25 protein-coding genes are annotated in these 19,652 nt (G+C 71.2%); 13 read left to right on the top strand and 12 right to left on the bottom strand.

What is annotated here, in order from left to right; genetic code table 11:
• The first annotated feature begins 56 nt into the window (after positions 1-56).
• The gene (hemW, locus tag AB0C27_RS03535; RefSeq protein ID WP_357837179.1) at positions 57-1,277 is read left to right on the top strand and encodes a radical SAM family heme chaperone HemW; all 1,221 of its coding nucleotides are present in this window, start codon (positions 57-59) and stop codon (positions 1,275-1,277) included.
• Here the strand turns inward: hemW and AB0C27_RS03530 are convergent.
• From AB0C27_RS03530 to AB0C27_RS03520, 3 genes are read right to left on the bottom strand one after another with little or no spacing between them, the layout of a single operon-like run.
• On the bottom strand, positions 1,274-2,047 hold the full coding sequence (locus AB0C27_RS03530) for a DUF4870 domain-containing protein (RefSeq protein ID WP_357837176.1): 774 nt from the start codon (positions 2,045-2,047) through the stop codon (positions 1,274-1,276). The two genes, hemW and AB0C27_RS03530, sit on opposite strands and share 4 nt — an antisense overlap.
• Positions 2,044-2,850 (bottom strand): DUF3097 domain-containing protein, encoded by an 807-nt coding sequence (locus AB0C27_RS03525; RefSeq protein WP_357837173.1) that lies wholly within the window; start codon positions 2,848-2,850, stop codon positions 2,044-2,046. Before AB0C27_RS03525 ends, AB0C27_RS03530 begins: the two co-directional genes overlap by 4 nt.
• 17 nt (positions 2,851-2,867) lie before the next feature.
• Complete coding sequence (locus AB0C27_RS03520; RefSeq protein ID WP_357837170.1) at positions 2,868-3,356, bottom strand: hypothetical protein; 489 nt, start codon at positions 3,354-3,356, stop codon at positions 2,868-2,870.
• Positions 3,357-3,449: 93 nt separating this feature from the next.
• On the opposite strand from AB0C27_RS03520, the gene AB0C27_RS03515 reads away from it, so the two are divergent.
• The 4 genes from AB0C27_RS03515 to AB0C27_RS03500 all read left to right on the top strand — a co-directional run bounded on the left by AB0C27_RS03515 (position 3,450) and on the right by AB0C27_RS03500 (position 6,793).
• Positions 3,450-3,608, top strand: a complete 159-nt coding sequence (locus tag AB0C27_RS03515; protein ID WP_357837167.1) for a hypothetical protein — start codon at positions 3,450-3,452, stop codon at positions 3,606-3,608.
• Positions 3,609-3,903: 295 nt separating this feature from the next.
• The gene (gene hrcA / locus AB0C27_RS03510) at positions 3,904-4,917 is read left to right on the top strand and encodes a heat-inducible transcriptional repressor HrcA (protein ID WP_106235455.1); all 1,014 of its coding nucleotides are present in this window, start codon (positions 3,904-3,906) and stop codon (positions 4,915-4,917) included.
• 11 nt (positions 4,918-4,928) lie between these two features.
• Positions 4,929-6,071, top strand: coding sequence for a molecular chaperone DnaJ (gene dnaJ, locus AB0C27_RS03505; RefSeq protein ID WP_357837164.1), 1,143 nt, complete (start codon positions 4,929-4,931; stop codon positions 6,069-6,071).
• Entirely contained in the window at positions 6,068-6,793 is a 726-nt protein-coding gene (locus AB0C27_RS03500; protein ID WP_357837161.1) for a 16S rRNA (uracil(1498)-N(3))-methyltransferase, read from the top strand. The genes dnaJ and AB0C27_RS03500 overlap by 4 nt, the downstream gene beginning before the upstream one ends.
• Before the next feature lie 120 nt (positions 6,794-6,913).
• Here AB0C27_RS03500 and AB0C27_RS03495 read toward each other — a convergent pair whose 3' ends face one another.
• Both AB0C27_RS03495 and AB0C27_RS03490 read right to left on the bottom strand, forming a co-directional pair.
• A complete protein-coding gene (locus tag AB0C27_RS03495) occupies positions 6,914-7,570 on the bottom strand; it encodes a hypothetical protein (RefSeq protein ID WP_357837158.1) in 657 nt (218 codons plus the stop codon).
• Positions 7,567-8,079 (bottom strand): SigE family RNA polymerase sigma factor, encoded by a 513-nt coding sequence (locus tag AB0C27_RS03490; protein WP_080047132.1) that lies wholly within the window; start codon positions 8,077-8,079, stop codon positions 7,567-7,569. Before AB0C27_RS03490 ends, AB0C27_RS03495 begins: the two co-directional genes overlap by 4 nt.
• A gap of 279 nt (positions 8,080-8,358) precedes the next feature.
• On the opposite strand from AB0C27_RS03490, the gene AB0C27_RS03485 reads away from it, so the two are divergent.
• The 8 genes from AB0C27_RS03485 (at position 8,359) to era (ending at position 14,309) form a co-directional block, all read left to right on the top strand.
• Complete coding sequence (locus tag AB0C27_RS03485) at positions 8,359-8,703, top strand: histidine triad nucleotide-binding protein (protein WP_106235463.1); 345 nt, start codon at positions 8,359-8,361, stop codon at positions 8,701-8,703.
• A gap of 117 nt (positions 8,704-8,820) precedes the next feature.
• Positions 8,821-9,861, top strand: a complete 1,041-nt coding sequence (locus tag AB0C27_RS03480) for a PhoH family protein (protein ID WP_346106417.1) — start codon at positions 8,821-8,823, stop codon at positions 9,859-9,861.
• A complete protein-coding gene (gene ybeY, locus AB0C27_RS03475) occupies positions 9,858-10,334 on the top strand; it encodes an rRNA maturation RNase YbeY (protein ID WP_357837154.1) in 477 nt (158 codons plus the stop codon). The genes AB0C27_RS03480 and ybeY overlap by 4 nt, the downstream gene beginning before the upstream one ends.
• Entirely contained in the window at positions 10,331-11,626 is a 1,296-nt protein-coding gene (locus tag AB0C27_RS03470) for a hemolysin family protein (RefSeq protein ID WP_357837151.1), read from the top strand. Before ybeY ends, AB0C27_RS03470 begins: the two co-directional genes overlap by 4 nt.
• Positions 11,627-11,945: 319 nt before the next feature.
• The gene (locus AB0C27_RS03465; protein WP_357837148.1) at positions 11,946-12,578 is read left to right on the top strand and encodes a hypothetical protein; all 633 of its coding nucleotides are present in this window, start codon (positions 11,946-11,948) and stop codon (positions 12,576-12,578) included.
• Between the two features lie 9 nt (positions 12,579-12,587).
• Positions 12,588-12,899, top strand: a complete 312-nt coding sequence (locus AB0C27_RS03460) for a cytidine deaminase (RefSeq protein ID WP_346106410.1) — start codon at positions 12,588-12,590, stop codon at positions 12,897-12,899.
• A 7-nt stretch (positions 12,900-12,906) separates the two neighbouring features.
• Positions 12,907-13,383, top strand: a complete 477-nt coding sequence (locus AB0C27_RS03455) for an NUDIX domain-containing protein (protein WP_357837145.1) — start codon at positions 12,907-12,909, stop codon at positions 13,381-13,383.
• A gap of 17 nt (positions 13,384-13,400) precedes the next feature.
• Positions 13,401-14,309, top strand: coding sequence for a GTPase Era (gene era / locus AB0C27_RS03450; RefSeq protein ID WP_357837142.1), 909 nt, complete (start codon positions 13,401-13,403; stop codon positions 14,307-14,309).
• Between the two features lie 12 nt (positions 14,310-14,321).
• Here era and AB0C27_RS03445 read toward each other — a convergent pair whose 3' ends face one another.
• Genes AB0C27_RS03445 through AB0C27_RS03415 form a run of 7 tightly spaced genes read right to left on the bottom strand, consistent with a single transcriptional unit; the run spans position 14,322 to position 19,631 of the window.
• On the bottom strand, positions 14,322-14,780 hold the full coding sequence (locus AB0C27_RS03445) for a hypothetical protein (protein ID WP_357837139.1): 459 nt from the start codon (positions 14,778-14,780) through the stop codon (positions 14,322-14,324).
• A 54-nt stretch (positions 14,781-14,834) separates the two neighbouring features.
• Positions 14,835-15,659, bottom strand: a complete 825-nt coding sequence (locus AB0C27_RS03440) for an urease accessory protein UreD (RefSeq protein WP_357837136.1) — start codon at positions 15,657-15,659, stop codon at positions 14,835-14,837.
• Positions 15,659-16,333: an urease accessory protein UreG gene (gene ureG / locus AB0C27_RS03435; protein ID WP_357837133.1), complete on the bottom strand. Its 675-nt coding sequence runs from the start codon at positions 16,331-16,333 to the stop codon at positions 15,659-15,661. The genes AB0C27_RS03440 and ureG overlap by 1 nt, the downstream gene beginning before the upstream one ends.
• Positions 16,334-16,350: 17 nt before the next feature.
• Complete coding sequence (locus tag AB0C27_RS03430; protein WP_357837130.1) at positions 16,351-17,253, bottom strand: urease accessory UreF family protein; 903 nt, start codon at positions 17,251-17,253, stop codon at positions 16,351-16,353.
• Positions 17,253-19,028, bottom strand: a complete 1,776-nt coding sequence (locus AB0C27_RS03425; RefSeq protein ID WP_357837127.1) for an urease subunit alpha — start codon at positions 19,026-19,028, stop codon at positions 17,253-17,255. Before AB0C27_RS03425 ends, AB0C27_RS03430 begins: the two co-directional genes overlap by 1 nt.
• Positions 19,021-19,332: an urease subunit beta gene (locus tag AB0C27_RS03420; protein ID WP_357837124.1), complete on the bottom strand. Its 312-nt coding sequence runs from the start codon at positions 19,330-19,332 to the stop codon at positions 19,021-19,023. The genes AB0C27_RS03425 and AB0C27_RS03420 overlap by 8 nt, the downstream gene beginning before the upstream one ends.
• Complete coding sequence (locus tag AB0C27_RS03415; RefSeq protein WP_106236048.1) at positions 19,329-19,631, bottom strand: urease subunit gamma; 303 nt, start codon at positions 19,629-19,631, stop codon at positions 19,329-19,331. Before AB0C27_RS03415 ends, AB0C27_RS03420 begins: the two co-directional genes overlap by 4 nt.
• Positions 19,632-19,652: the final 21 nt, after the last annotated feature.

Raw genomic sequence — 19,652 nt, 5'->3', positions numbered from 1 at the left:
ATGGTGTGACTTGCAGTCGGATTGGAGCACTCTTGGGAGGCGGGCAAACTGGTGGTGTGCCATCCACCCTGCCTGACGGCGATCCCGCGCCCACCTCGGGCGAACTGCCCGACAGCGCCCTCCGGGGCCTCGGCGAGCGCCCGTTCGGCTTCTACGTGCACGTGCCGTTCTGCGTGACCCGCTGCGGCTACTGCGACTTCAACACCTACACCGCCACCGAGCTCGGTCCCGGCGCCTCCCACCACGACTACGCCGACACGGTCGTGACGGAGATCCGCCTGGCCCGCCGCGTCCTGGGCGCCACCGAGCTGCCGGTGGAGACGGTGTTCTTCGGCGGGGGCACGCCCACCCTGCTGCCGCCCGAGGACCTGGCCAGGATCCTGGCGGCGATCGACTCCGAGTTCGGGCTGGCGCCGGGGGCGGAGGTCACCACGGAGGCCAACCCCGAGTCCGTCGACCCGTCATACCTGGAGAAACTCCGCCAGGGCGGGTTCAACCGGATCAGCTTCGGCATGCAGAGCGCGCGCGAGCACGTGCTGCGGGTCCTCGACCGGCAGCACACGCCCGGCCGGGCCGCGGCGGCCGTCAAGGAGGCCCGGCAGGCCGGGTTCGACCACGTCAACCTCGACCTGATCTACAGCACCCCGGGCGAGAGCGACGACGACTGGCGGGCCTCGCTGACCGCGGCCATCGAGGCCGGGCCCGACCACGTGTCCGCGTACTCGCTGATCGTCGAGGAGGGCACCCGTCTGGCGGCCAGGATCCGGCGCGGTGAGCTGCCGATGCCCGACGACGACGTGGCCGCCGACCGCTACCTCATCGCCGACGAGCTGCTCTCAGGGGCCGGTCTGCGCTGGTACGAGGTGTCGAACTGGGCAGTGAACGACGCCGCCCGCTGCCGGCACAACCTGCTCTACTGGACCGGCGGCGACTGGTGGGCCGCCGGCCCCGGCGCCCACAGCCACGTCGGCGGCACCCGCTGGTGGAACGTCAAACATCCGGCCGCCTACGCGCAACGCCTGGCCGGCGGTGCCTCGCCCGCCCACGCGCGCGAGGTGCTCGGCCAGGACGACCGCGACGCCGAGCGGCTGATGCTGGAGCTGCGGCTGTCCTCCGGCTACCCGCTGGCGCGGGTGGCGCCCGCAGCCCGCCCCACTGTGGCGAGCGCGCTGGCGCGCGGGCTGCTGGAGCCCGAGCCGTTCAAGGCGGGCCTGATGGTGCTCACCCTCCAGGGACGGCTGCTCGCCGACGCCCTCGTCAGGGACCTTCTGGTCTAGGAGATCATCCGGATGGAGAACGGGTAGCGGTACGGCTGGCCCTTGTTGCTGGCCACCGCGGCCTGGATGTGGAAGATCAGCGACAGCACCCAGATGACCGGCAGCAGCAGGACGCCGATGAAGATGACGGTCAGGATGCCGGCGACGAGGTAGCCGATGAACATCGTGATCTGGAAGTTCAGCGCCTCCGCCGCCTGGTCTCTGACGTAGGGGGCCTCGTCCTTCTTCATCAAGTAGATGATCAGCGGGCCGATCCAGGAGACCAGCAGGCCGAGCAGGTGCGCCAGCATGGCCATGGTGGTGTCGTCGGTGCCGGGGCGGGGGCCGAACCTGCCGGGCACGTACGGCTCGCCGCGGCCCGGCGCGTAGCCGGGCTGACCGTAGTTCGGTTGACCATAGCCGGGTTGACCGTAACCGGGTGGGGGCTGGCCGTAGCCCGGGGCCGAGTGGGGCAGCTGGCCGTAGGGGAGTTGCTGGCCGGACGGGTTCTGCTGCCCGTAACCAGGCTGGCCGTACCCGGGCTGGCCGTACCCCGGCTGCGAGCCGGGCTGCTGGCCGTACCCGGGCTGACCGTAACCAGGCTGGGAGCCGGGCTGCTGGCCGTACCCGTACCCGGGCTGGGAGCTGGGCTGCTGCCCGTAGCCGGGCTGCGAGCTGGGTTGCTGGCCGTAGCCGGGCTGGGGGCCGGACGCCGGGGGTGGGATGTCGGCGGGGGAGATCTTCTTGGTGGCGTCGTCATCGGGCGGCGGCTGGGGCGGGTCCTGGCTCATGGTGCCTCCGTAACGAAGTCGATCAGTTCCTCGACCCGGCCGAGCAGTTCCGGCTCCAGGTCCGTGTACGTCGAGACAGCGCCGAGAATGCGCCGCCACGCCTGCGCCGGCTCCATGCGCCAGCCCAGGGCCGCGATCACGCCCTCCTTCCACGGCACCCCGCGCGGCACGTCGGGCCAGGCGGGGATGCGCAGCACGGACGGTTTGACCGCCTGCCAGATGTCGATGTACGGATGCCCCACCACGAGCACGTCCGGCGAGGTGATCTCGGCGGCGATCCTGCTCTCCTTGGAGCCGGGCACCAGGTGGTCCACCAGCACGCCCAGCCGCCGCCCCGGCTCCGGGCCGAACTCGGCCACGATGGCGGGCAGGTCGTCCACGCCTTCGAGGTATTCGACCACGACCCCCTCGACCCGCAGGTCATGGCCCCAGATCTTCTCGACGAGGGCGGCGTCGTGGACGCCTTCCACGTAGATCCGGCTCTGCCTGGCGACCCTGGCCCGCAGCCCTTCCACGGCGACGGAGCCCGAGGCGCTGCGCCGGGGCGCGGCGGGGGCGGCGGCGGGGCGTACCAAGGTCACGGGCTTGCCCTCCAGCAGGAAGGCGGCGGGCGCCAGCGGGAACAGGCGGCGCTTGCCGAACCGGTCTTCGAGCGTGACGGCCTCCTTGTCGCAGGCCACCACGGCGCCGCAGAAGCCGCTGTCGGCGTCCTCGACGACCAGATCGATCTCGGCGGGCACCTTGGGGATCTTCCCCTTGCCCGGCCGACGCCAGTTTCCCGCCAGAACATCGCCCTCGTACACACGGGGACCGTAGCAAATCACCCGCTGACCGCAAGGCGCTTGCGGGCGCCACTCCGGCGTACCAGGACGACGACCGTGCCGGCGACGGCGGCCAGCAGGCCCGCGCCGGGCAGCAGGAACAGCCCCGCCAGCCCACCGGTGACGCCGCCCAGGCTGGACAGGACGTCGCGGCCCACGCCGTAGCGGACGGTGGCCTGCTCCTGGTTGGTGCAGGTGAGCTGGTAGTCGCCCTTGGCCGGCGCGTTGATCACGAGGATCTCCTGCCAGACGGTGTTGTCCCAGGTGACGCTCTGGTTTCCGGGGACCTTGGCGAGCCTGGCCTGACCGGGGCCGCCGGAGATGGCGCAGTCGTAGGAGATACGGGCGTCGCTGGCGACGTAGACGGCCGGTTTGTCGGCCGGATCGACCGACACCGTGATGCTCTCGCCGGGCGCGAACGTCTTCGTCGGCGCCATGTCCGCCACGCTGCTCACCAGGCCGCCGCCGAACAGGGCCACACCCGCCACCACGCACACCAGGAACACGCCCCAGGCGGCGGCGAGCCACCACAGGCTGGGCTTTATGGCTTTGGAGTCGATTCGTGGTGGAAATTGGGCCTGTTGGCCGTATTGTCCGTACTGAGGTGGCGGGCCGAACTGGGTGGGCTCACCGTACTGCGGCTGCTGCCCGTAGGGCGGAGGCTGTCCGTACGGGGGCTGCTGTCCCTGCGGCGGCGGCCCGTAAGGCGGTTGCCCGTACGGTGGCTGTCCGTACGGTGACTGTCCGTAAGGTTGATCGGGGCCAGGGCCGGGCTGCGGCCCGGAAGGCGGCCCGTACTGAGGAGGTTGCGGCTGACCGTGGTGAGGCCCCTGCTCAGACGGGGGGCCGTACGGCGGGGGCTGAGAATCGTCGGTCATGTTCGCCAGTCTGAGGCCTGTCGCTCACACCACGCCAGCAGCAGGATGGGACCCGCTGTTATCGCACCTTGTGGGCGAGAGCCGTACACTTGGCACTCGGGAACACAGAGTGCTAGACACCGCGTTCCTGACAGAGACAGAGGCAGGAGGTGAGCACGTGCTCGACGAACGTAAGCTGGCTGTGCTCAGAGCCATTGTCGAAGACTACGTGTCCACCAACGAACCGGTGGGCTCCAAAGCGCTCGCCGAGCGCCACAACCTGAAGGTCTCCCCCGCGACGGTCAGAAACGACATGGCCGCGCTGGAGGAGGAGGGCTACATCACCCAGCCGCACACCAGCGCGGGCCGCGTGCCGACGGACAAGGGCTACCGCCTGTTCGTCGACCGGCTCTCGCAGGTGAAGCCGCTGTCCGGGGCCGAGCGCAGAGCCATCGAGACGTTTCTGGCCGGCGCGGTCGACCTCGACGACGTGGTCACCCGCACGGTCCGGCTGCTCGCGCAGCTGACCCGGCAGGTCGCGGTCGTGCAATATCCGACGCTGACCCGTTCGACGGTCAGACACGTCGAGCTGGTCCCGCTGAGCGACCGGCGGGTCATGCTCGTGCTGATCACCAACACCGGCCGCGTCGAGCAGCGCGTGGTCGAGCTGCCCGAGGTGGTGGAGGACGCCCGCATCGCGCACCTGCGCGCGGTGCTCAACTCCTGCCTCGACGGCTGCGGCCTGAGCAGCGTGCCCGACCTGGTCGCCGACCTGCCCGAGCGGCTGCCCCTCGAAGACCGGCCCGTGGTGGCCACGGTCCTGTCGGTCCTGCTCGAGACGCTGGTCGAGCGGCACGACGAGAAGATCGTGTTCGCCGGCGCGGCCAACCTCGCCGGCGCCGACTTCACCACCGGCCTGCGTGACGTGCTGGAGGCGCTGGAGGAGCAGGTGGTCCTCATGCGGCTGCTCGGCGAGACAACCTCAGACACCCCGTCCGCGCTCACCGTGCGCATCGGCGCGGAAAACCCCTACCTGCGGGGGACATCCATCGTCGCGACCGGATACGGTTCTGGCGACAACCAACTGGCCCGGCTCGGCGTACTCGGGCCGACCAGGATGGACTATCCCGTGACGATGGGCGCCGTACGCGCGGTGGCACGCTACGTCAGCCAGATCCTGGCTGCATCATAAGAGGTCGATAAGTGGCAAACAGCGACTACTACGCCACCCTCGGGGTGCGCCGTGACGCGAGTCAGGACGAGATCAAGAAGGCCTACCGCCGTCTCGCCCGTGAGCTGCACCCCGACGTGAACCCCGATCCTGAGACCCAGGAGCGGTTCAAGGAGATCACGCAGGCCTACGAGGTGCTCTCCGACCCCAACAAGCGCCAGATGTACGACCTGGGTGGCGACCCCTTCGGCGGTGCGGGAGCGGGCGCGGGCGCCGCGGGCGGGTTCGGCGCGGGCTTCCCGTTCAGCGACATCATGGACGCCTTCTTCGGCACGGCCGCCGGCGCCCGCGGGCCGCGCTCACGCGCCCGCAGAGGCCGCAACGCCACCATCAGGGTGGAGCTCGACCTGCGCGAGACGGCGTTCGGCACCACCCGCGAGCTGGCCGTCGACACGGCCGTGCTGTGCGAGGTGTGCCACGGCGCCGGCGCGGCGGCGGGCACCCACCCCGACACCTGCGACATGTGCAACGGGCGCGGTGAGATCTCCCAGGTCACCCGCTCCTTCCTGGGCCAGGTCATGACCTCGCGGCCGTGCCCCCAGTGCGGTGGCTTCGGGACGATCATCCGCCATCCCTGCCAGGAGTGCTCCGGCGACGGCCGGGTGCGCACCCGCCGTACGATCAAGGTCCGCATCCCCGCCGGCGTCGAGGACGGCACCCACATCCAGCTCGCCGGCGAGGGCGAGGTCGGTCCAGGCGGCGGCCCGCCGGGAGACCTCTTCCTGGAGATCGTCGAACGGGCCCACGAGATCTTCGAACGGCGCGGCGACGACCTCCACTGCACCGTGCAGATCCCGATGACGGCCGCCGCGCTCGGCACCGTGCTGGCGGTGGAGACGCTCGACGGCTCCGAGGAGATCGACGTCCGCCCCGGCACCCAGTCCGGCCAGGTCATCACCATGTACGGCCGCGGCGTGCAGCGGCTCAACGAGTCCGGCAGGGGCGACCTGCTCATCCACGTCAACGTCGAGACGCCGACCCGCCTCGACACCGCCCAGGAAGAACTGCTCCGCGAGCTGTCCAGGCAGCGGGGTGAGGAGCGCCCGCCTGGCAAGTTCGCACCGGGTCAGCAGGGTTTTTTCTCCCGCCTGCGTGACGCGTTCAACGGCCGGTGACGGCGCCCGTCTTCCTGGCCGACGCGCTCGACGGCCCCGAGCTGACGCTCGACGGGCCCGAGGGGCGGCACGCAGCCTCCGTACGACGGCTGCGCGCCGGTGAGCGGGTCGATCTGACCGATGGCGCCGGCACGGTGGCCGAGTGCGTCGTACGCGAGACCCTGAAGGACGCGCTCAGGCTCGACGTGCTGCGCCGCTACCAGGTCGAGGCGCCAGGGCCCCGGCTCGTCGTCGTCCAGGGGCTGCCCAAGGGCGACAGGGGCGAGCTGGCGGTCGAGATGATGACCGAGGCCGGCGTGGACGTGATCGTCCCGTGGTCGGCCGCGCGCAGCATCACGCAGTGGAAGGGCGACAAGGTCGCCAAGGCGCTGGGCCGGTGGCGTGCCACGGCCCGCGAGGCGGGCAAGCAGGCCCGCCGCTTCCACCTGCCCGAGGTGACGGACCTCGCCACCACGGCCCAGGTCGAACAGCTGCTCGCCGGCGCGGCCCTGGGCCTGGTGCTGCACGAGGAGGCGGCAGGGCCGCTGTCGAAGGTTCCGCTGCCGGCGAGCGGCGACATCGTGATGGTCGTGGGTCCTGAGGGCGGCGTCTCGGAGGACGAGCTCGCCCGGTTCGGGGCGGCCGGGGCGGCGCCGGTGCTGCTGGGGCCGACGGTTCTGCGTACGTCCACGGCGGGGGTCGCGGCGGCGGCCGTGCTGCTCAGCCGTACCGGACGCTGGTGAGACCGCGCGAACCGCGCAGGCCGTGCGAGCGTGCCCGCGACGCTGCGGGCGGGGCATGGGGGTGTGACCGCGACGTTGCGGTCGTGAAGACGTGCGGGTGGTTCGGCCGGCTCAGCCGGGTCAGGGCACCGTGGCGTCGGAGGTGTCCTGGAGCGGGCTGGCCAGCTCCGCGGGTGTCTCCATCGCGTCGTCTGACGGCGGGCACTCCTCGGGCGGGCAGGCCGTGGGCGGCGCGCTCGTCTCCTCCGACGTCGGCGTCGGAGTGGGCGTCGGTGACAGCGTAGGACAGTCGGCGGGCGGCTCGGCCTGCTCGGCCAGGGTCGAGGGGCAGGAGGTCGGCGTCGGGCTGGGCGACGGGGACGGCCTGCTGGTCGAGTCGGCCTTACGGCTGGTGCGCGGGGTCGGCGGCTTGGGGGTCTCGGGGATCACGGCCGCGGGCGGGTCGCTGGTCCGCTCCGGCGGCGGAGGCTGCACGGAACGGGTGGTGGAGGAGTTGGAAGGAGCCTCGGAGGTCGTCTCGTTGTCGATGGGGCCGACCGGGATCTGGTCGATGATCTGGGAGCGCAGCGAGGGAACGGCCATCACGATCGTTCCCGCCACCAGCAGGGCGCTGGCGGCGGCCGCGCCCGCTCGCCACCAGAACAGGTTGCGCACTCCACGCCGCTCGATGCGGCCACGGATGATCTCCAGTCCTTCCGGCGAGGGTACGACCGCGTCCGCCTCCGCGCGGAGCGCACGACGCAGGAGGTCGCCGTACTCGTCGGGGGGCTGGCTCATGACATCTTCTCCAGGACCGATCGCAACGCGGCCATACCACGTGCCGTGTGGCTCTTGACCGCGCCTTTGCTGATCCCCATGGCGTGGGCGATCTCAGCTTCGGACAGATCACCGTAGTAGCGTAGAACCAGTGCTTCTCTCTGTCGGGTCGGCAGGGCTCGTAACGCCTCGATGACGGCGGAGCGTTCCAGCTCGCCGATCGCGCCGTTCTCGGCGCTCGGAGCGTCAGGCAGGCCCTTGGGGGCGTATTTCTCGACGACCGCGCGGTGACGCAGCACGGACCGGGACCGGTTGACGACGGATTGACGCAGGTAGGCGAGTGCTTTGTCGGGGTCACGCAGTCTGCGCCAGGCGCCATGGATGGCGACGAACGCATCCTGCACGACTTCCTCGGCTGTTGCAATGTCGCGCACCAGCAACACGGCGAGACGCACCAATGACCGGAAGTGCGCGCTGTACAGCGCCGTCACGGCCATGTCGGCATCCCACCCGACCGGCACCGCCCCCATCGACCTGTCGGCCAGGAGGGTTTCGGTGGTCACATCAGTGGGACGCGCGGCCTTCCCAGAGGGTTTACGCTCTTCCGGTTCTTGAGGTTTCCCCGGTTCCTTAGGGTGCATTACCCAGTCGTGTCCTCGCCAGGTGGCGCTCGCCCGACCCTGAATCGTCTTCTTTTAGCTGTAGTGTCGCACACTCACCCTAACCTCGTTGATCTTCCTACGCACGACACAGCTGATTACCGATTCGCAACGGACTTGCCGGCGGTGAGCGCTCGATAGGGTGATCGGGTGAGCGATTGCCTCTTCTGCAAAATCGTCGCCAACGAGATTCCCGCTGAGATCGTCTACGAAACCGGCAGGACCCTCGCCTTCCGCGACGTGAATCCGCAGGCTCCCACGCACGTGCTCGTCATCCCGAAGGAGCATCACGCCGACGCCGCGGCGCTGGCCGCGGCCGACGACGGGCTCGCCGACGAGGTGCTGAAGTCGGCGCACGAGGTGGCCGTGCTGGACGGGGTGTCCGGAAGCGGCTATCGCATCGTGTTCAACACCGGGGCGGGCGCCGGGCAGACCGTCTTCCACGTCCACGCCCACGTCCTGGGCGGGCGCGATCTGGGCTGGCCGCCCGGATAACGGACACCTCCGGCCGCAGGCGGTGATATTGGCGCGAGCAATCGGCCAGGTCCCGGCTACGATGGGCGGAGAAGCACACCGAAAGAGACCGGGAGGCATCAGGCCGCTGGCCTGCCCATGTCCGAACTACACGAATCCCGACGCACAGCACCTCCTTCGCGCACTCAGGCGAAGGTGCTGATTCCGGACGAATACCCGATGGTCAGCCTCCTGGGCTCCCGTGACGAGCTGCTCCGCGTCATCGAGGGCGCCTTCAGGGCCGACATCCACGTGCGTGGCAACGAGATCACCGTCACCGGCAGCCCCGACGAGAGCGGCGCCGTCGTGCGCCTCTTCGAGGAGCTCGTCGAGATCCTGCGCAGCGGCGGTGAGCTCACCCCCGACGCGGTCGAGCGCAGCATCGCCATGCTGCGCATGACCTCCGACCGTCCCGCCGAGGTGCTCTCCCTCGACATCCTCTCCTCGCGTGGGCGGACCATCCGCCCCAAGACCGTCAACCAGAAGCGCTACGTCGACGCGATCGACAACCACACGGTCGTGTTCGGCATCGGCCCGGCCGGCACCGGCAAGACCTATCTCGCGATGGCCAAGGCCGTGCGGGCGCTGCAGGAGAAGCGGGTCAACCGCATCATCCTCACCCGGCCGGCGGTCGAGGCCGGTGAGCGGCTCGGCTTCCTGCCCGGCACGCTCTACGAGAAGATCGACCCCTACCTGCGCCCGCTCTACGACGCCCTGCACGACATGGTCGACCCCGACTCGATCCCCAAGCTCATGGCCGCGGGCACGATCGAGGTCGCGCCGCTGGCCTACATGCGCGGCCGCACGCTCAACGACGCCTTCATCATCCTCGACGAGGCGCAAAACTCCTCGGCCGAGCAGATGAAGATGTTCCTCACCCGGCTGGGGTTCAACTCCAAGATCGTGGTGACGGGTGACGTCACCCAGGTCGACCTGCCCTCGGGTACGGTCAGCGGCCTGCGGGTGGTGCAGGAGATCCTGGAGGGCATCCCCGACATCCACTTCGCCCGCCTGAGCAGCGCCGACGTGGTCCGCCACAAGCTGGTCAGCGAGATCGTCGACGCCTACGGGCGCTACGATGCCACGCAGGCCGCCCAGGAGCCGAAGGCGATCCAGCAGCGGGGGAAGCGACGGCCATGAGCATCGAGATCAACAACGAGTCCGGCGTAGGGGTCGACGAGGAGAGCATCGCCACCCTGGCCGCTCACGTGCTCGCCGAGATGGGCATCAACCCGCTCGCCGAGCTGTCCATCGTGGTCGTCGACGAGGACGCCATGGCCGAGCTGCACGAGAAGTGGATGGGCGAGCCCGGCCCGACCGACGTGCTGGCGTTCCCGATGGACGAGCTGCGTCCTGGGGGCGGCGCGCGCGGCGAGGGCGACGGTCCCGCCGATCCGGCCCTGCTCGGTGACGTCGTGCTCTGCCCGCAGGTCGCGGCCAGGCAGGCGGAGGACGCAGGTCACAGCGCAGCCGACGAGCTGGAGCTGCTGTGCACCCACGGCATCCTCCATCTGCTCGGCTACGACCACGCCGAGCCGGAGGAGCACAAGGAGATGTTCGGACTGCAGTCCCGGCTCCTCGAGTCGTGGCAGGAGGTGCGCAACCCGCGGTGAACGCCTGGTTGCTGTCGGTCATCGCCCTTGTGATCATCGGTGGCCTGATCGCCAGCGCGGAAACGGCGCTGACGCGCATCTCCAGGGTGCGTGCCGAGGAATACGTGCGTGAAGACAGACGTGGTGCCGCGCGGTTGCAGGCGATCGTGACCGACCCGCCGCGCTACCTCAATCTGCTCCTGCTGCTGCGGCTGAGCTGTGAGCTGGTCGCGACCGTGATCGCGACGCTGCTCTTCATCGATCTCCTCGACGACCAGGGCTGGGCCTACTTCTGGGCCGCGGTCGTGATGATCGTGATCAGCTACGTCGTGGTCGGCGTCATGCCGCGCACGCTGGGGCGCCAGCACGCCGAGCCGGTCGCGCTGGCCAGCGCCCCCATCGTGTACGGCCTGACCCGCATCTTCGGCCCCCTGCCCAAGCTGCTCATCCTGCTCGGCAACGCGCTCACCCCCGGCAAGGGCTTCCGCGACGGCCCGTTCACCTCGGAGGCCGAGCTGCGTGACCTGGTCGACCTGGCCGAGGAGCGCCGGGTGATCGAGCCCGACGAGCGCGAGATGATCCACTCGGTCTTCGAGCTGGGTGACACGCTGGTGCGCGAGGTCATGGTGCCGCGCACCGACATGGTCTACATCGAGCGGGGCAAGACGATCAGCCAGGCGCTGTCGCTCGCGCTGCGCAGCGGCTTCTCCCGCATCCCGGTCGTGGGCGAGAACCAGGACGACGTCATCGGCATCGCCTACCTCAAGGACATCGCCCGCAAGATCCACGAGTCGGGTGACAGCGGGGGCAAGGAACCGGTCGAGTCGATCATGCGGCCGGCCGCGTACGTGCCCGAGAGCAAGCCCATCGACCAGCTCATGCGCGAGATGCAGGCGCGGCAGATCCACATCGCCATCGTCATCGACGAATACGGCGGCACCGCCGGCCTGGTCACGATCGAGGACGTCCTGGAGGAGATCGTCGGGGAGATCACCGACGAGTACGACCAGGAGGCCCCGCGCGTGGAGTCCATGCCGGACGGCGCGCTGCGCGTGACGGCCCGCATGCCGGTGGACGAGCTGGCCGAGCTGTTCGACACCGAGATCGAGGTGGACGACGTGGAGACCGTGGGCGGGCTGCTGGCCCACGCGCTCGGCCGGGTCCCGATCGCCGGGTCGCACGCGGAGGTGGGCGGGCTGTCGCTCACGGCCGAGAGCCTGGCCGGGCGGCGCAACCGGATCAGCACGGTGGTGGCGCGGCGGGTCACGCCGCCCGAGGACGAGGCGGTCCCGGCCGCCGCCGAACGCGAATGACCATTCCCGCATCACCTCAGGGTGGTGCGGCAAGCGTTCTACAAGTCTTCTGCAAGCCGCGTCCGCCATTCTCATTTCACGACATCCAGTGCGGTGGGTGTCAAAGGGGAAGTGTCCGAACGCCGGGTGGGGTTCGCGGCAGAAGGAGACTTCCCGGGGGGACGACAACGTCCTGGCCGGGTCACCGGCCGAGACGTTGATCGGCTTAAAGGGTGTTCTCATCCGGAAACCGGATGAGGGCACCCTTTTTGCGCTTCGGTGGCCACTCCGGTGGATTGCCGTCTTCGCAGGTGGGGGAGGCTGCGAAGCAGGAGGGATCATGAAACGCGTACCGGGGGTCATCGCCTGCGCACTGCTGGCCGGAGTCCTGGCGGGATGCGGCGGCGGGGGAGCCGAGAGCTTCCTCGACGCCCGGGCCATGGCACAGCTGCGCGAGGTGCTCACCAAGAAGCCACCGCTGCCCGACGGCTTCACGCCGCGACCCGAGCAGGCCTGGCGGATGCCGTTCGGGCAGGCGGACAGGAACTGCAGGGCCGTGCTGGAGCCGGCCGGCGGACATGCGCCGGCGCAGGCGCTGAAGGCCCAGGCGGCGGTCAGCTACGACGGCGACGGGCTGGGCGAGCAGGCCGGGGTGGGCCTGGCCAGGTACGCGAACGAGGAGGCGCGCGGGCACCTCGACAAGCTGGCCAAGGCCATCGACTCCTGCCGTTCCGTGCACACCTCCAGCGGCACCGACCTGAGCGTGCGGACGCTTCCCGTGCGCGACGCGGGTGACGAGGCCGTGGGGGCGCGGCTGCACGGGCGGCTGAACGGCTACCCGTACGCGATGGACGTCGTCGTGTCCCGCGTCGGCGACACGCTCGTGTCCGTGGTGCACACCGGGATGAACGACGTGGACGCGGCGCGTACCCGCAAGGTGGTCGAGGCGGCGATCTCCTTGGTCAGCGCCTAATCTGGACCAGTGAACCCTGAAGACAGCAAGATCATCACGTTGGCCCGTGCCGCCAGGGCGCGCAACGGCTCCGCCGAGGGGGCGGCCGTCCGCGACGAGACCGGCCGCACCTACGCGGCGACCGACGTCTCCCTGACCGCGCTCAAGCTGTCGGCGGTGCAGGTGGCGGCGGCCATGGCGATCTCCAGCGGCGCGCGGTCCCTGGAGGCGGCGGCGCTGGTCAGCGAGGGCACGCCGAGCCCCGACGACGAGGCGGTGGCCGCCGAGCTGGGCGTCGGCAAGCTGCTCGTGGCCGGTCCCGACGGCACTCTGCGAGGCTGACGTGCCGATGTCGCCCTTTCTGGCGAGCCTGCGGGAGAAGATCGGCAACGATCTGCTCATGCTGCCGTCGGTGTCCGGGTTCGTGTTCGACGACGAGGGCCGGCTGCTGCTGGCCCGCCATGGTGACGTGGGCCTCTGGGCCGCTCCCGGCGGCGGGATCGATCCGGACGAGCGGCCTGAGGCGGCCGTGGCCAGGGAACTGCGCGAGGAGCTCGGCGTCGAGATCGAGGTGCGCGGCCTGATCGGCGTGTACGGCGGGCCCGAGTTCCGCACCCGCTACCCCAACGGCCACCAGGTCGCCTACGTCATCGCCGCCTACGGCTGCGCGCTGGCCCCCGGCTCGGGCGAGCCGCGTCCCGACGGGGACGAGATCAACGACTACCGGTGGGTGTCCGAGAGCGAGCTGCCCGGCTACGAGACGACGGCGTGGACGCCCGGGGTGGCGCCGACGGCGTTCGCCTGGTGGCGTGAACAGGCTCGATGATGGGACAGAATGCACATGTGACTTCGCCAGACAACCATCGCGCCGGATTCGCCTGCTTCGTGGGGAGGCCGAACGTCGGCAAGTCCACGCTGATGAACGCCCTGGTCGGCACGAAAGTGGCGATCACCTCGTCCAAGCCCCAGACGACCAGACGCGTCATCAGGGGCATCGTGCACCGGCCCGACGCCCAGATCATCATCGTCGACACCCCCGGCCTGCACCGGCCGCGCACGCTGCTCGGTGAGCGGCTCGACAGCCTGGTGCTGTCCACGCTGACCGAGGTGGACCTGATCGGGTTCTGCGTGCCGGCCAACGAGCCCATCGGCAAGGGCGACCGGTTCATCGCCGACAAGCTGTCCGCGGTGAAGAAGACCCCGGTCATCGCGGTGGTGACCAAGTGCGACCTGGCGAGCAGGGAGCAGATCGCCGAGCAGTTGCTGGCGGTGTCGCAGGTGGCCGAGTTCGCCGCCGTCGTGCCCGTGTCGGCGCAGTCGGGCGAGCAACTCGACGTGCTGGGCGACGTGATCATCGAGCATCTGCCCGAGTCGCCGCCCCTCTACGAGGGCGGCCAGCTCACCGACGAGCCGGAGCAGGTGCTGGTCGGCGAGCTGATCAGGGAGGCGGCGCTGGAGGGCGTACGCGACGAGCTGCCCCACTCGATCGCCGTGGTCGTCGACGAGATGATGACCCGCGAGGGGCGTGACGACCTGCTCGACATCTACGCCCACATGTTCGTCGAACGGCCCTCGCAGAAGGCGATCGTCATCGGGCACAAGGGGGAGCGGCTGCGCGACGTCGGCACCAGGGCCCGCAAGCAGATCGAGGCCCTGTTGGGCACCCGGGTCTATCTCGACCTGCGGATCAGCGTGGCCAAGGACTGGCAGCGCGACCCCAAGCAGCTGCGGCGGCTGGGCTTCTACGACTGATCCCGGCCGGGATCAGCGGCGGCCGATCAGGGCCATGAACGCGAGCAGGACGATCGCCAGCGCGCAGGCCAGCGCGGCGAACCAGCCGAACCTGATCACCGGCTCGATCGACAGCAGCTCGCCGAGGTTGATGGAGACGCGGTCGCGCAGCCCGCTGCCCTCGGTCACGAACAGCACCAGCACCAGCACGGCCGCCCCGCCGGGCAGGATCGCCAGCGCCGCCAGCCTCGGGCGTGACAGCAGGCCGGCCAGGCCGCAGCCCAGCGCCGCCAGCCCGGCCATCAGCGTGTAGACGCCGAACGCGTCGTCGATCCCGCGCACGTCACTGGCCACCCCGGCGCCGATCAGGCCGCTCGTCGCCTGCAGCCCGGCCCAGGGCAGGACCGCGCAGAACACAAGCAGGGCTCCGGTGAGGATCACGGCCAGCGGATAACCACGGCGCAGCTTCGGGTGGGCGGGTGCGACGGCCATACGATCACTGTAAGCCGGGAGACGCGCCGCTCTCCACCGTACGCAACGGAGTCGTCACCACGGCGTGGCGCCGGTGGCCGGCTCATCCGCCACAGCCGTGCGCTCGCCCCACTCCAGCCGTGACCGCAGCTGTACGGCGTCCTTCGCGAGCGCGGACACCAGCGTGCCGGGACCGGCCAGCGGCAGCACCGCGACGCCCTCGGCCACGGCCGGCTCCTTGGCGCGGGCGGTCAGGAAGGTGGTGCCGACGCAGCGCGCGGGGCCGTACACGGCGGGGGAGGAGTCGAAAACCGGGTCGCCGGCCGTGAACTCCTGCCTGAGCAGCGGCAGGCCGTCGCGGGTGACGTCGAAGCGCGAGCGGCAGCGGCCGGACGGTTCGCCGTGGCGGCCGAAGACGATCTCCTCCCGCCAGAACGCGCTCGCGCCGTCCTCCAGCGTGAGCCGGACCACGAGGCGGTGCGCGCAGCCGGCGGCCAGCACGGTCGGCTCAGGGGCGAAGCGGAGCGTGCCGCCCGCGCCCACGTGGGCGGTGACCAGCAGCTCGGACTCACCCGGGCCGGGCAGGACCAGCGTGGCGGCGACCGAGCCCAGCTCCAGGGTGGTGCCGGGGGCGACGTACAGGTCGAGCGCGAGCCTGTCGCCGCCGAGCGGGCCCGCGGCGGTGGAGACGAGGTGGACGGTGTGCGGCCCGGTCTGGCGCAGCGTCAGCGGCGGCGCCGAGGCCAGGCGGCTCACCACGGTACGGCCGTCACCGGCCCGCGCGGTCGCCACGGCGGCACTCGCCCGCATCACCCGCCGGGTGCTCGCGGGTGGTGCGGGTGTCGTGGGGGCGGCGAGTGTCGGGGTGGGGGGTGGGTGGTCGGCCGATGGTGGTGGCATTACGAGACGGGGGCCGCGTGGGCGTGAGACCAGTCGCGTACCTGCTCGGAGACCCAGGCGGCGACCTCGGCGGCGGTGGGTTCCTGGCGGATCGAGGTGAAGTGCACCGGCCGGTCGCCGCGCACCGCGGCCGCGTCGCGGGCCATCACGTCGAGGTCGGCGCCCACCATCGGGGCCAGGTCGGTCTTGTTGATCACCAGCAGATCCGCGCTCGTGACGCCGGGGCCGCCCTTGCGTGGCACCTTGTCGCCGCCCGACACGTCCAGCACGAAGATCTGCCGGTCGGCCAGCCCACGGCTGAACGTGGCCGTCAGGTTGTCGCCGCCGCTCTCGATGATCACCAGGTCGAGCGGGCCGAAGTGGTGTTCCAGGGTCTCCACGGCGTCGAGGTTCGCGGCGATGTCGTCGCGGATGGCGGTGTGCGGGCAGCAGCCGGTCTCGACGGCGAGGATGCGTTCCTGGTCGAGCACGCCCGCGCGGCGCAGGAAGTCGGCGTCCTCCGTGGTGTAGATGTCGTTGGTCACCACGCCCAGGGACAGCGACGGGCCCAGGGTCCTGCAGAGGGCCGCCACCAGGGCCGTCTTACCGCTGCCAACCGGCCCGCCGACGCCCAGGCGCAGCGCGCGGCCGCGGCCGTCGGGGGCGTGGTGGTGGTCGTCGTGATTGGCTCCCATGAAGGGGTCCTTTCGTCTCAGGAGATGAACAGCCGTACCTCGGCTCGGGCGTGCTGTTCCGCGAGAAGATCAAGGGCCGGCGCCGAGCAGGCGGGAAGCGCCTCCAGCGCCGCCAGGGCCGCGAAGGGATCGGCGGCCGTGGAGTGTCCGGCGCCGGACGCCGGATCGGCTCGGGTCGCGTCGGTGGTGCGGCCGGTCGCCGGGCCGGCGTCGGCGGCGGCGAGGTCGGACGGCAGGCAGGCCTGGGTGGCGACGGCGGTCAGGTCGGAATCAAGGCCGGCCAGGACGGCGTGCACGGCCACCGGGTCGAGGCCCAGCAGCCGGACCGCCGCCGTGGCCGGCCCGGTGACCGCGTGGTAGGCCGCCGCCAGCGCCGCCTCCTCGGGCGTGGCCCCGGCCGCGTGCGCCGCTGCGCCGAGGGCGAGCGGGTGATGCGGGCTCGGGATCGCCCGGGCGAGCTCGTCCAGCACGGGGGACGGCCAGATCCGGCGGGCCACCCGCAGCAGCAGCCGGCCCTGAGTGCGCGAGGCCTCCCGCTGCGCAGGGGACGCGGTCCTGGCGTCCATCTCGGCGTCCAGCGCCTCCCACGAAACCGCGCCGGTGGGGGCCGCGCCTGGGAAGGTTGAGCCCGAGGAGGTCGTGCCGGAGGAGACCGCGCCTGGGCAGGCCGTGCCGGAGGGAACCGTGCCGGGTGAGGCCGCGCCTGGCGAGGCCGTGCCGATGGAGGCGTGGGCGCAGGAGGCGGCGGTGAGGGCGGCGGCGACCGTGCCGGCCGTGCGCAGTCGTCCGCGCAGGAAGTGCGCCAGTGAGGGCACGTCGTGCACCGCCCCCGACGCGACGGCGCGTTCGGCGCCGCCGGAGTGGGCGTGACCCCCGGCCGGGAGCCGGGAGTCGGTGAGGAGGAGCAGGGCGGGCCGCATCAGAAGAGGAAATAACGCTGGGCCATGGGCAGGGCGGTGGCGGGCGCGGGCTCGACGAGGTCGCCGTCGATGCGGACCTCGAACGTGTCGGGCGCCACGTCGATCCGCGGCAGCGCGTCGTTGAGCGGCATCGCGGACTTGCCGCGCCCCCGTACGTCCGCCACCGGCGCGAGGCGGCGGCGCACCGCGAGCCGGTCGGCCAGCCCCGACTCCACGGCGGCGGGCGAGACGAAGTGCAGCGAGGTGGCCGCGGCGGTGACCGGCGCGGCGCCGAACATGGGGCGGGGCAGCACCGGCTGCGGCGTCGGGATCGAGGCGTTGGCGTCGCCCATCTGCGCCCAGGCGACCACGCCGCCCTTGAGCACCAGGTCGGGCTTGACCCCGAAGAAGGCCGGGTCCCAGAGGACCAGGTCGGCTAGCTTGCCGGGCTCGACGGAGCCGACGTCGGCCTCCAGGCCGTGGGCGATGGCCGGGCAGATCGTATATTTCGCGATATAGCGGCGGGCGCGCAGGTTGTCGGCCGGCCCACCCAGCGAGCCTCGCCGCGCCTTCATGACGTGCGCCGTCTGCCACGTACGGATGATCGTCTCGCCGATCCTGCCCATGGCCTGCGAGTCCGAGCCGATCATGGAGATCGCCCCGAGGTCGTGCAGGATGTCCTCGGCCGCCATCGTCGTCGGCCGGATGCGCGACTCGGCGAACGCCAGGTCCTCGGGGATCGACGGGTTGAGGTGGTGGCAGACCATCAGCATGTCGAGGTGCTCGTCGAGCGTGTTGACGGTGTGGGGCCTGGTGGGATTGGTGGACGACGGCAGTACGTTGGGATAGGCCGCGACGCGGATGATGTCGGGCGCGTGCCCGCCGCCCGCCCCTTCGGTGTGGTAAGCGTGAATCGTCCGGTCGCCGATGGCCGCGAGCGTCGACTCGACGAAGCCGGCCTCGTTCAGCGTGTCGGTGTGGATCGTGACCTGCACGCCGGCGGCGTCGGCGACGCTCAGGCAGGCATCGATGGCGGCCGGCGTGGTGCCCCAGTCTTCGTGCAGCTTGAAGCCGGAGGCGCCGGCCCGCAGCTGCTCGCGCAGGCCCTCCTCGCTGACGGTGTTGCCCTTGCCGAGCAGGGCGAAGTTCAGCGGGTAGGCGTCGAGCGACTCCAGCATGCGGGCGAGGTACCAGGCGCCGGTGACGGTGGTGGCCTTGGTGCCCTCGACGGGCCCGGTGCCGCCGCCGACGATCGTGGTGACGCCGGAGCCGATGGCCTCGTCGAGCAGTTGCGGGCAGATGAGGTGGACGTGCGAGTCGACGGCCCCGGCGGTGAGGATCTTGCCGTTGCCGGCCAGCACCTCCGTGGACGGCCCGATGACCAGGTCGACGCCGTCCATCGTGTCGGGATTGCCCGCCTTGCCGATGCCCATGATCCGGCCGTCGCGGATGCCGACGTCGGCCTTGATCACGCCCCAGTGGTCGAGGATGACCGCGCCGGTGATGATCAGGTCGGCCGCGCCCTCCGCGCGGGTGGTCCTGGCCTGGCCCATGGACTCGCGGATGACCTTGCCGCCGCCGAAGACGGCCTCGTCGCCGTGCCCGGCGGGGCCCGCGGACCGGTCCTCGGTGACCTCGATGAACAGGTCGGTGTCGGCCAGCCGGATCCGGTCGCCGGTCGTGGGGCCGTAGAGTGCGGCGTAACGGGCGCGCGTGATGGCGGTCCCCTGGGTGACGGGCCCGTGCGTGGCCGGCCCATCGGCGGTGGGCCCGTGTGCGGTCGGCTGGTCAGTCATCGAGCGGCCCCGCCCACTCCTGCCGCAGCCCCGGCACCACCCGATTCCCTGCCAGCGGCACCAGCGTCACGTCCCGTTCGACGCCGGGCTCGAACCTGATCGCCGTCCCCGCCGGCACGTCCAGCCGCATCCCCCACGCCGCCTTCCTGTCGAACTCCAGCCCCGGGTTGGCCGCGGCGAAGTGGTAGTGGGAGCCCACCTGCACCGGCCGGTCGGCCGTGTTGACCACGCGCACGCTCACCCGCTCGCGCCCCGGGTTGAGCACGATCACGCCCTCCGGATGGACGTATTCGCCCGGGATCACGGGATCGGCCTGTGCACGGTGACCAGCTTCGTGCCGTCGGGGAAGGTGGCCTCGATCTGCACGCTGTCGAGCATCTCCGGTACGCCCTCCATGACGTCGGCCCGGCCGAGCACCGACCGCCCGGCCTCCATCAGGTCGGCCACGCTGCGCCCGTCTCTGGCCCCTTCCATGAGGAAGGAGGCGATGACGGCGGTAGCCTCGGGGTGGTTGAGCCGCAGGCCCCGGGCCTGGCGCTCGCGCGCGACCCCGGCGGCGACGTGGATGAGCAGCCGTTCCTGCTCGTGTGGGGTTAGCCGCATGGCCCGGACCATAGAAACCGG

The sequence above is a fragment of the Nonomuraea sp. NPDC048882 genome, assembly GCF_040649755.1.
Classification (GTDB): domain Bacteria; phylum Actinomycetota; class Actinomycetes; order Streptosporangiales; family Streptosporangiaceae; genus Nonomuraea; species Nonomuraea maheshkhaliensis.
Note: the sequence above shows the minus strand (reverse complement) of the source record. Positions and strands in the feature narration are given on the sequence as shown.

Excerpts from the sequence above, each read along its gene's own strand:
- AB0C27_RS03425 (WP_357837127.1), bottom strand. The coding sequence starts at position 19,028 with ATGACTGACCAGCCGACCGCACACGGGCCCACCGCCGATGGGCCGGCC.
- AB0C27_RS03465 (WP_357837148.1), top strand. The coding sequence starts at position 11,946 with ATGAAACGCGTACCGGGGGTCATCGCCTGCGCACTGCTGGCCGGAGTC.
- AB0C27_RS03495 (WP_357837158.1), bottom strand. The coding sequence starts at position 7,570 with ATGAGCCAGCCCCCCGACGAGTACGGCGACCTCCTGCGTCGTGCGCTC.
- ureG (WP_357837133.1), bottom strand. The coding sequence starts at position 16,333 with ATGGGAGCCAATCACGACGACCACCACCACGCCCCCGACGGCCGCGGC.
- AB0C27_RS03445 (WP_357837139.1), bottom strand. The coding sequence starts at position 14,780 with ATGGCCGTCGCACCCGCCCACCCGAAGCTGCGCCGTGGTTATCCGCTG.
- AB0C27_RS03430 (WP_357837130.1), bottom strand. The coding sequence starts at position 17,253 with ATGCGGCCCGCCCTGCTCCTCCTCACCGACTCCCGGCTCCCGGCCGGG.
- AB0C27_RS03440 (WP_357837136.1), bottom strand. The coding sequence starts at position 15,659 with ATGCCACCACCATCGGCCGACCACCCACCCCCCACCCCGACACTCGCC.
- ybeY (WP_357837154.1), top strand. The coding sequence starts at position 9,858 with ATGAGCATCGAGATCAACAACGAGTCCGGCGTAGGGGTCGACGAGGAG.
- AB0C27_RS03530 (WP_357837176.1), bottom strand. The coding sequence starts at position 2,047 with ATGAGCCAGGACCCGCCCCAGCCGCCGCCCGATGACGACGCCACCAAG.
- AB0C27_RS03490 (WP_080047132.1), bottom strand. The coding sequence starts at position 8,079 with ATGGGGGCGGTGCCGGTCGGGTGGGATGCCGACATGGCCGTGACGGCG.
- AB0C27_RS03480 (WP_346106417.1), top strand. The coding sequence starts at position 8,821 with ATGTCCGAACTACACGAATCCCGACGCACAGCACCTCCTTCGCGCACT.
- AB0C27_RS03455 (WP_357837145.1), top strand. The coding sequence starts at position 12,907 with ATGTCGCCCTTTCTGGCGAGCCTGCGGGAGAAGATCGGCAACGATCTG.
- AB0C27_RS03415 (WP_106236048.1), bottom strand. The coding sequence starts at position 19,631 with ATGCGGCTAACCCCACACGAGCAGGAACGGCTGCTCATCCACGTCGCC.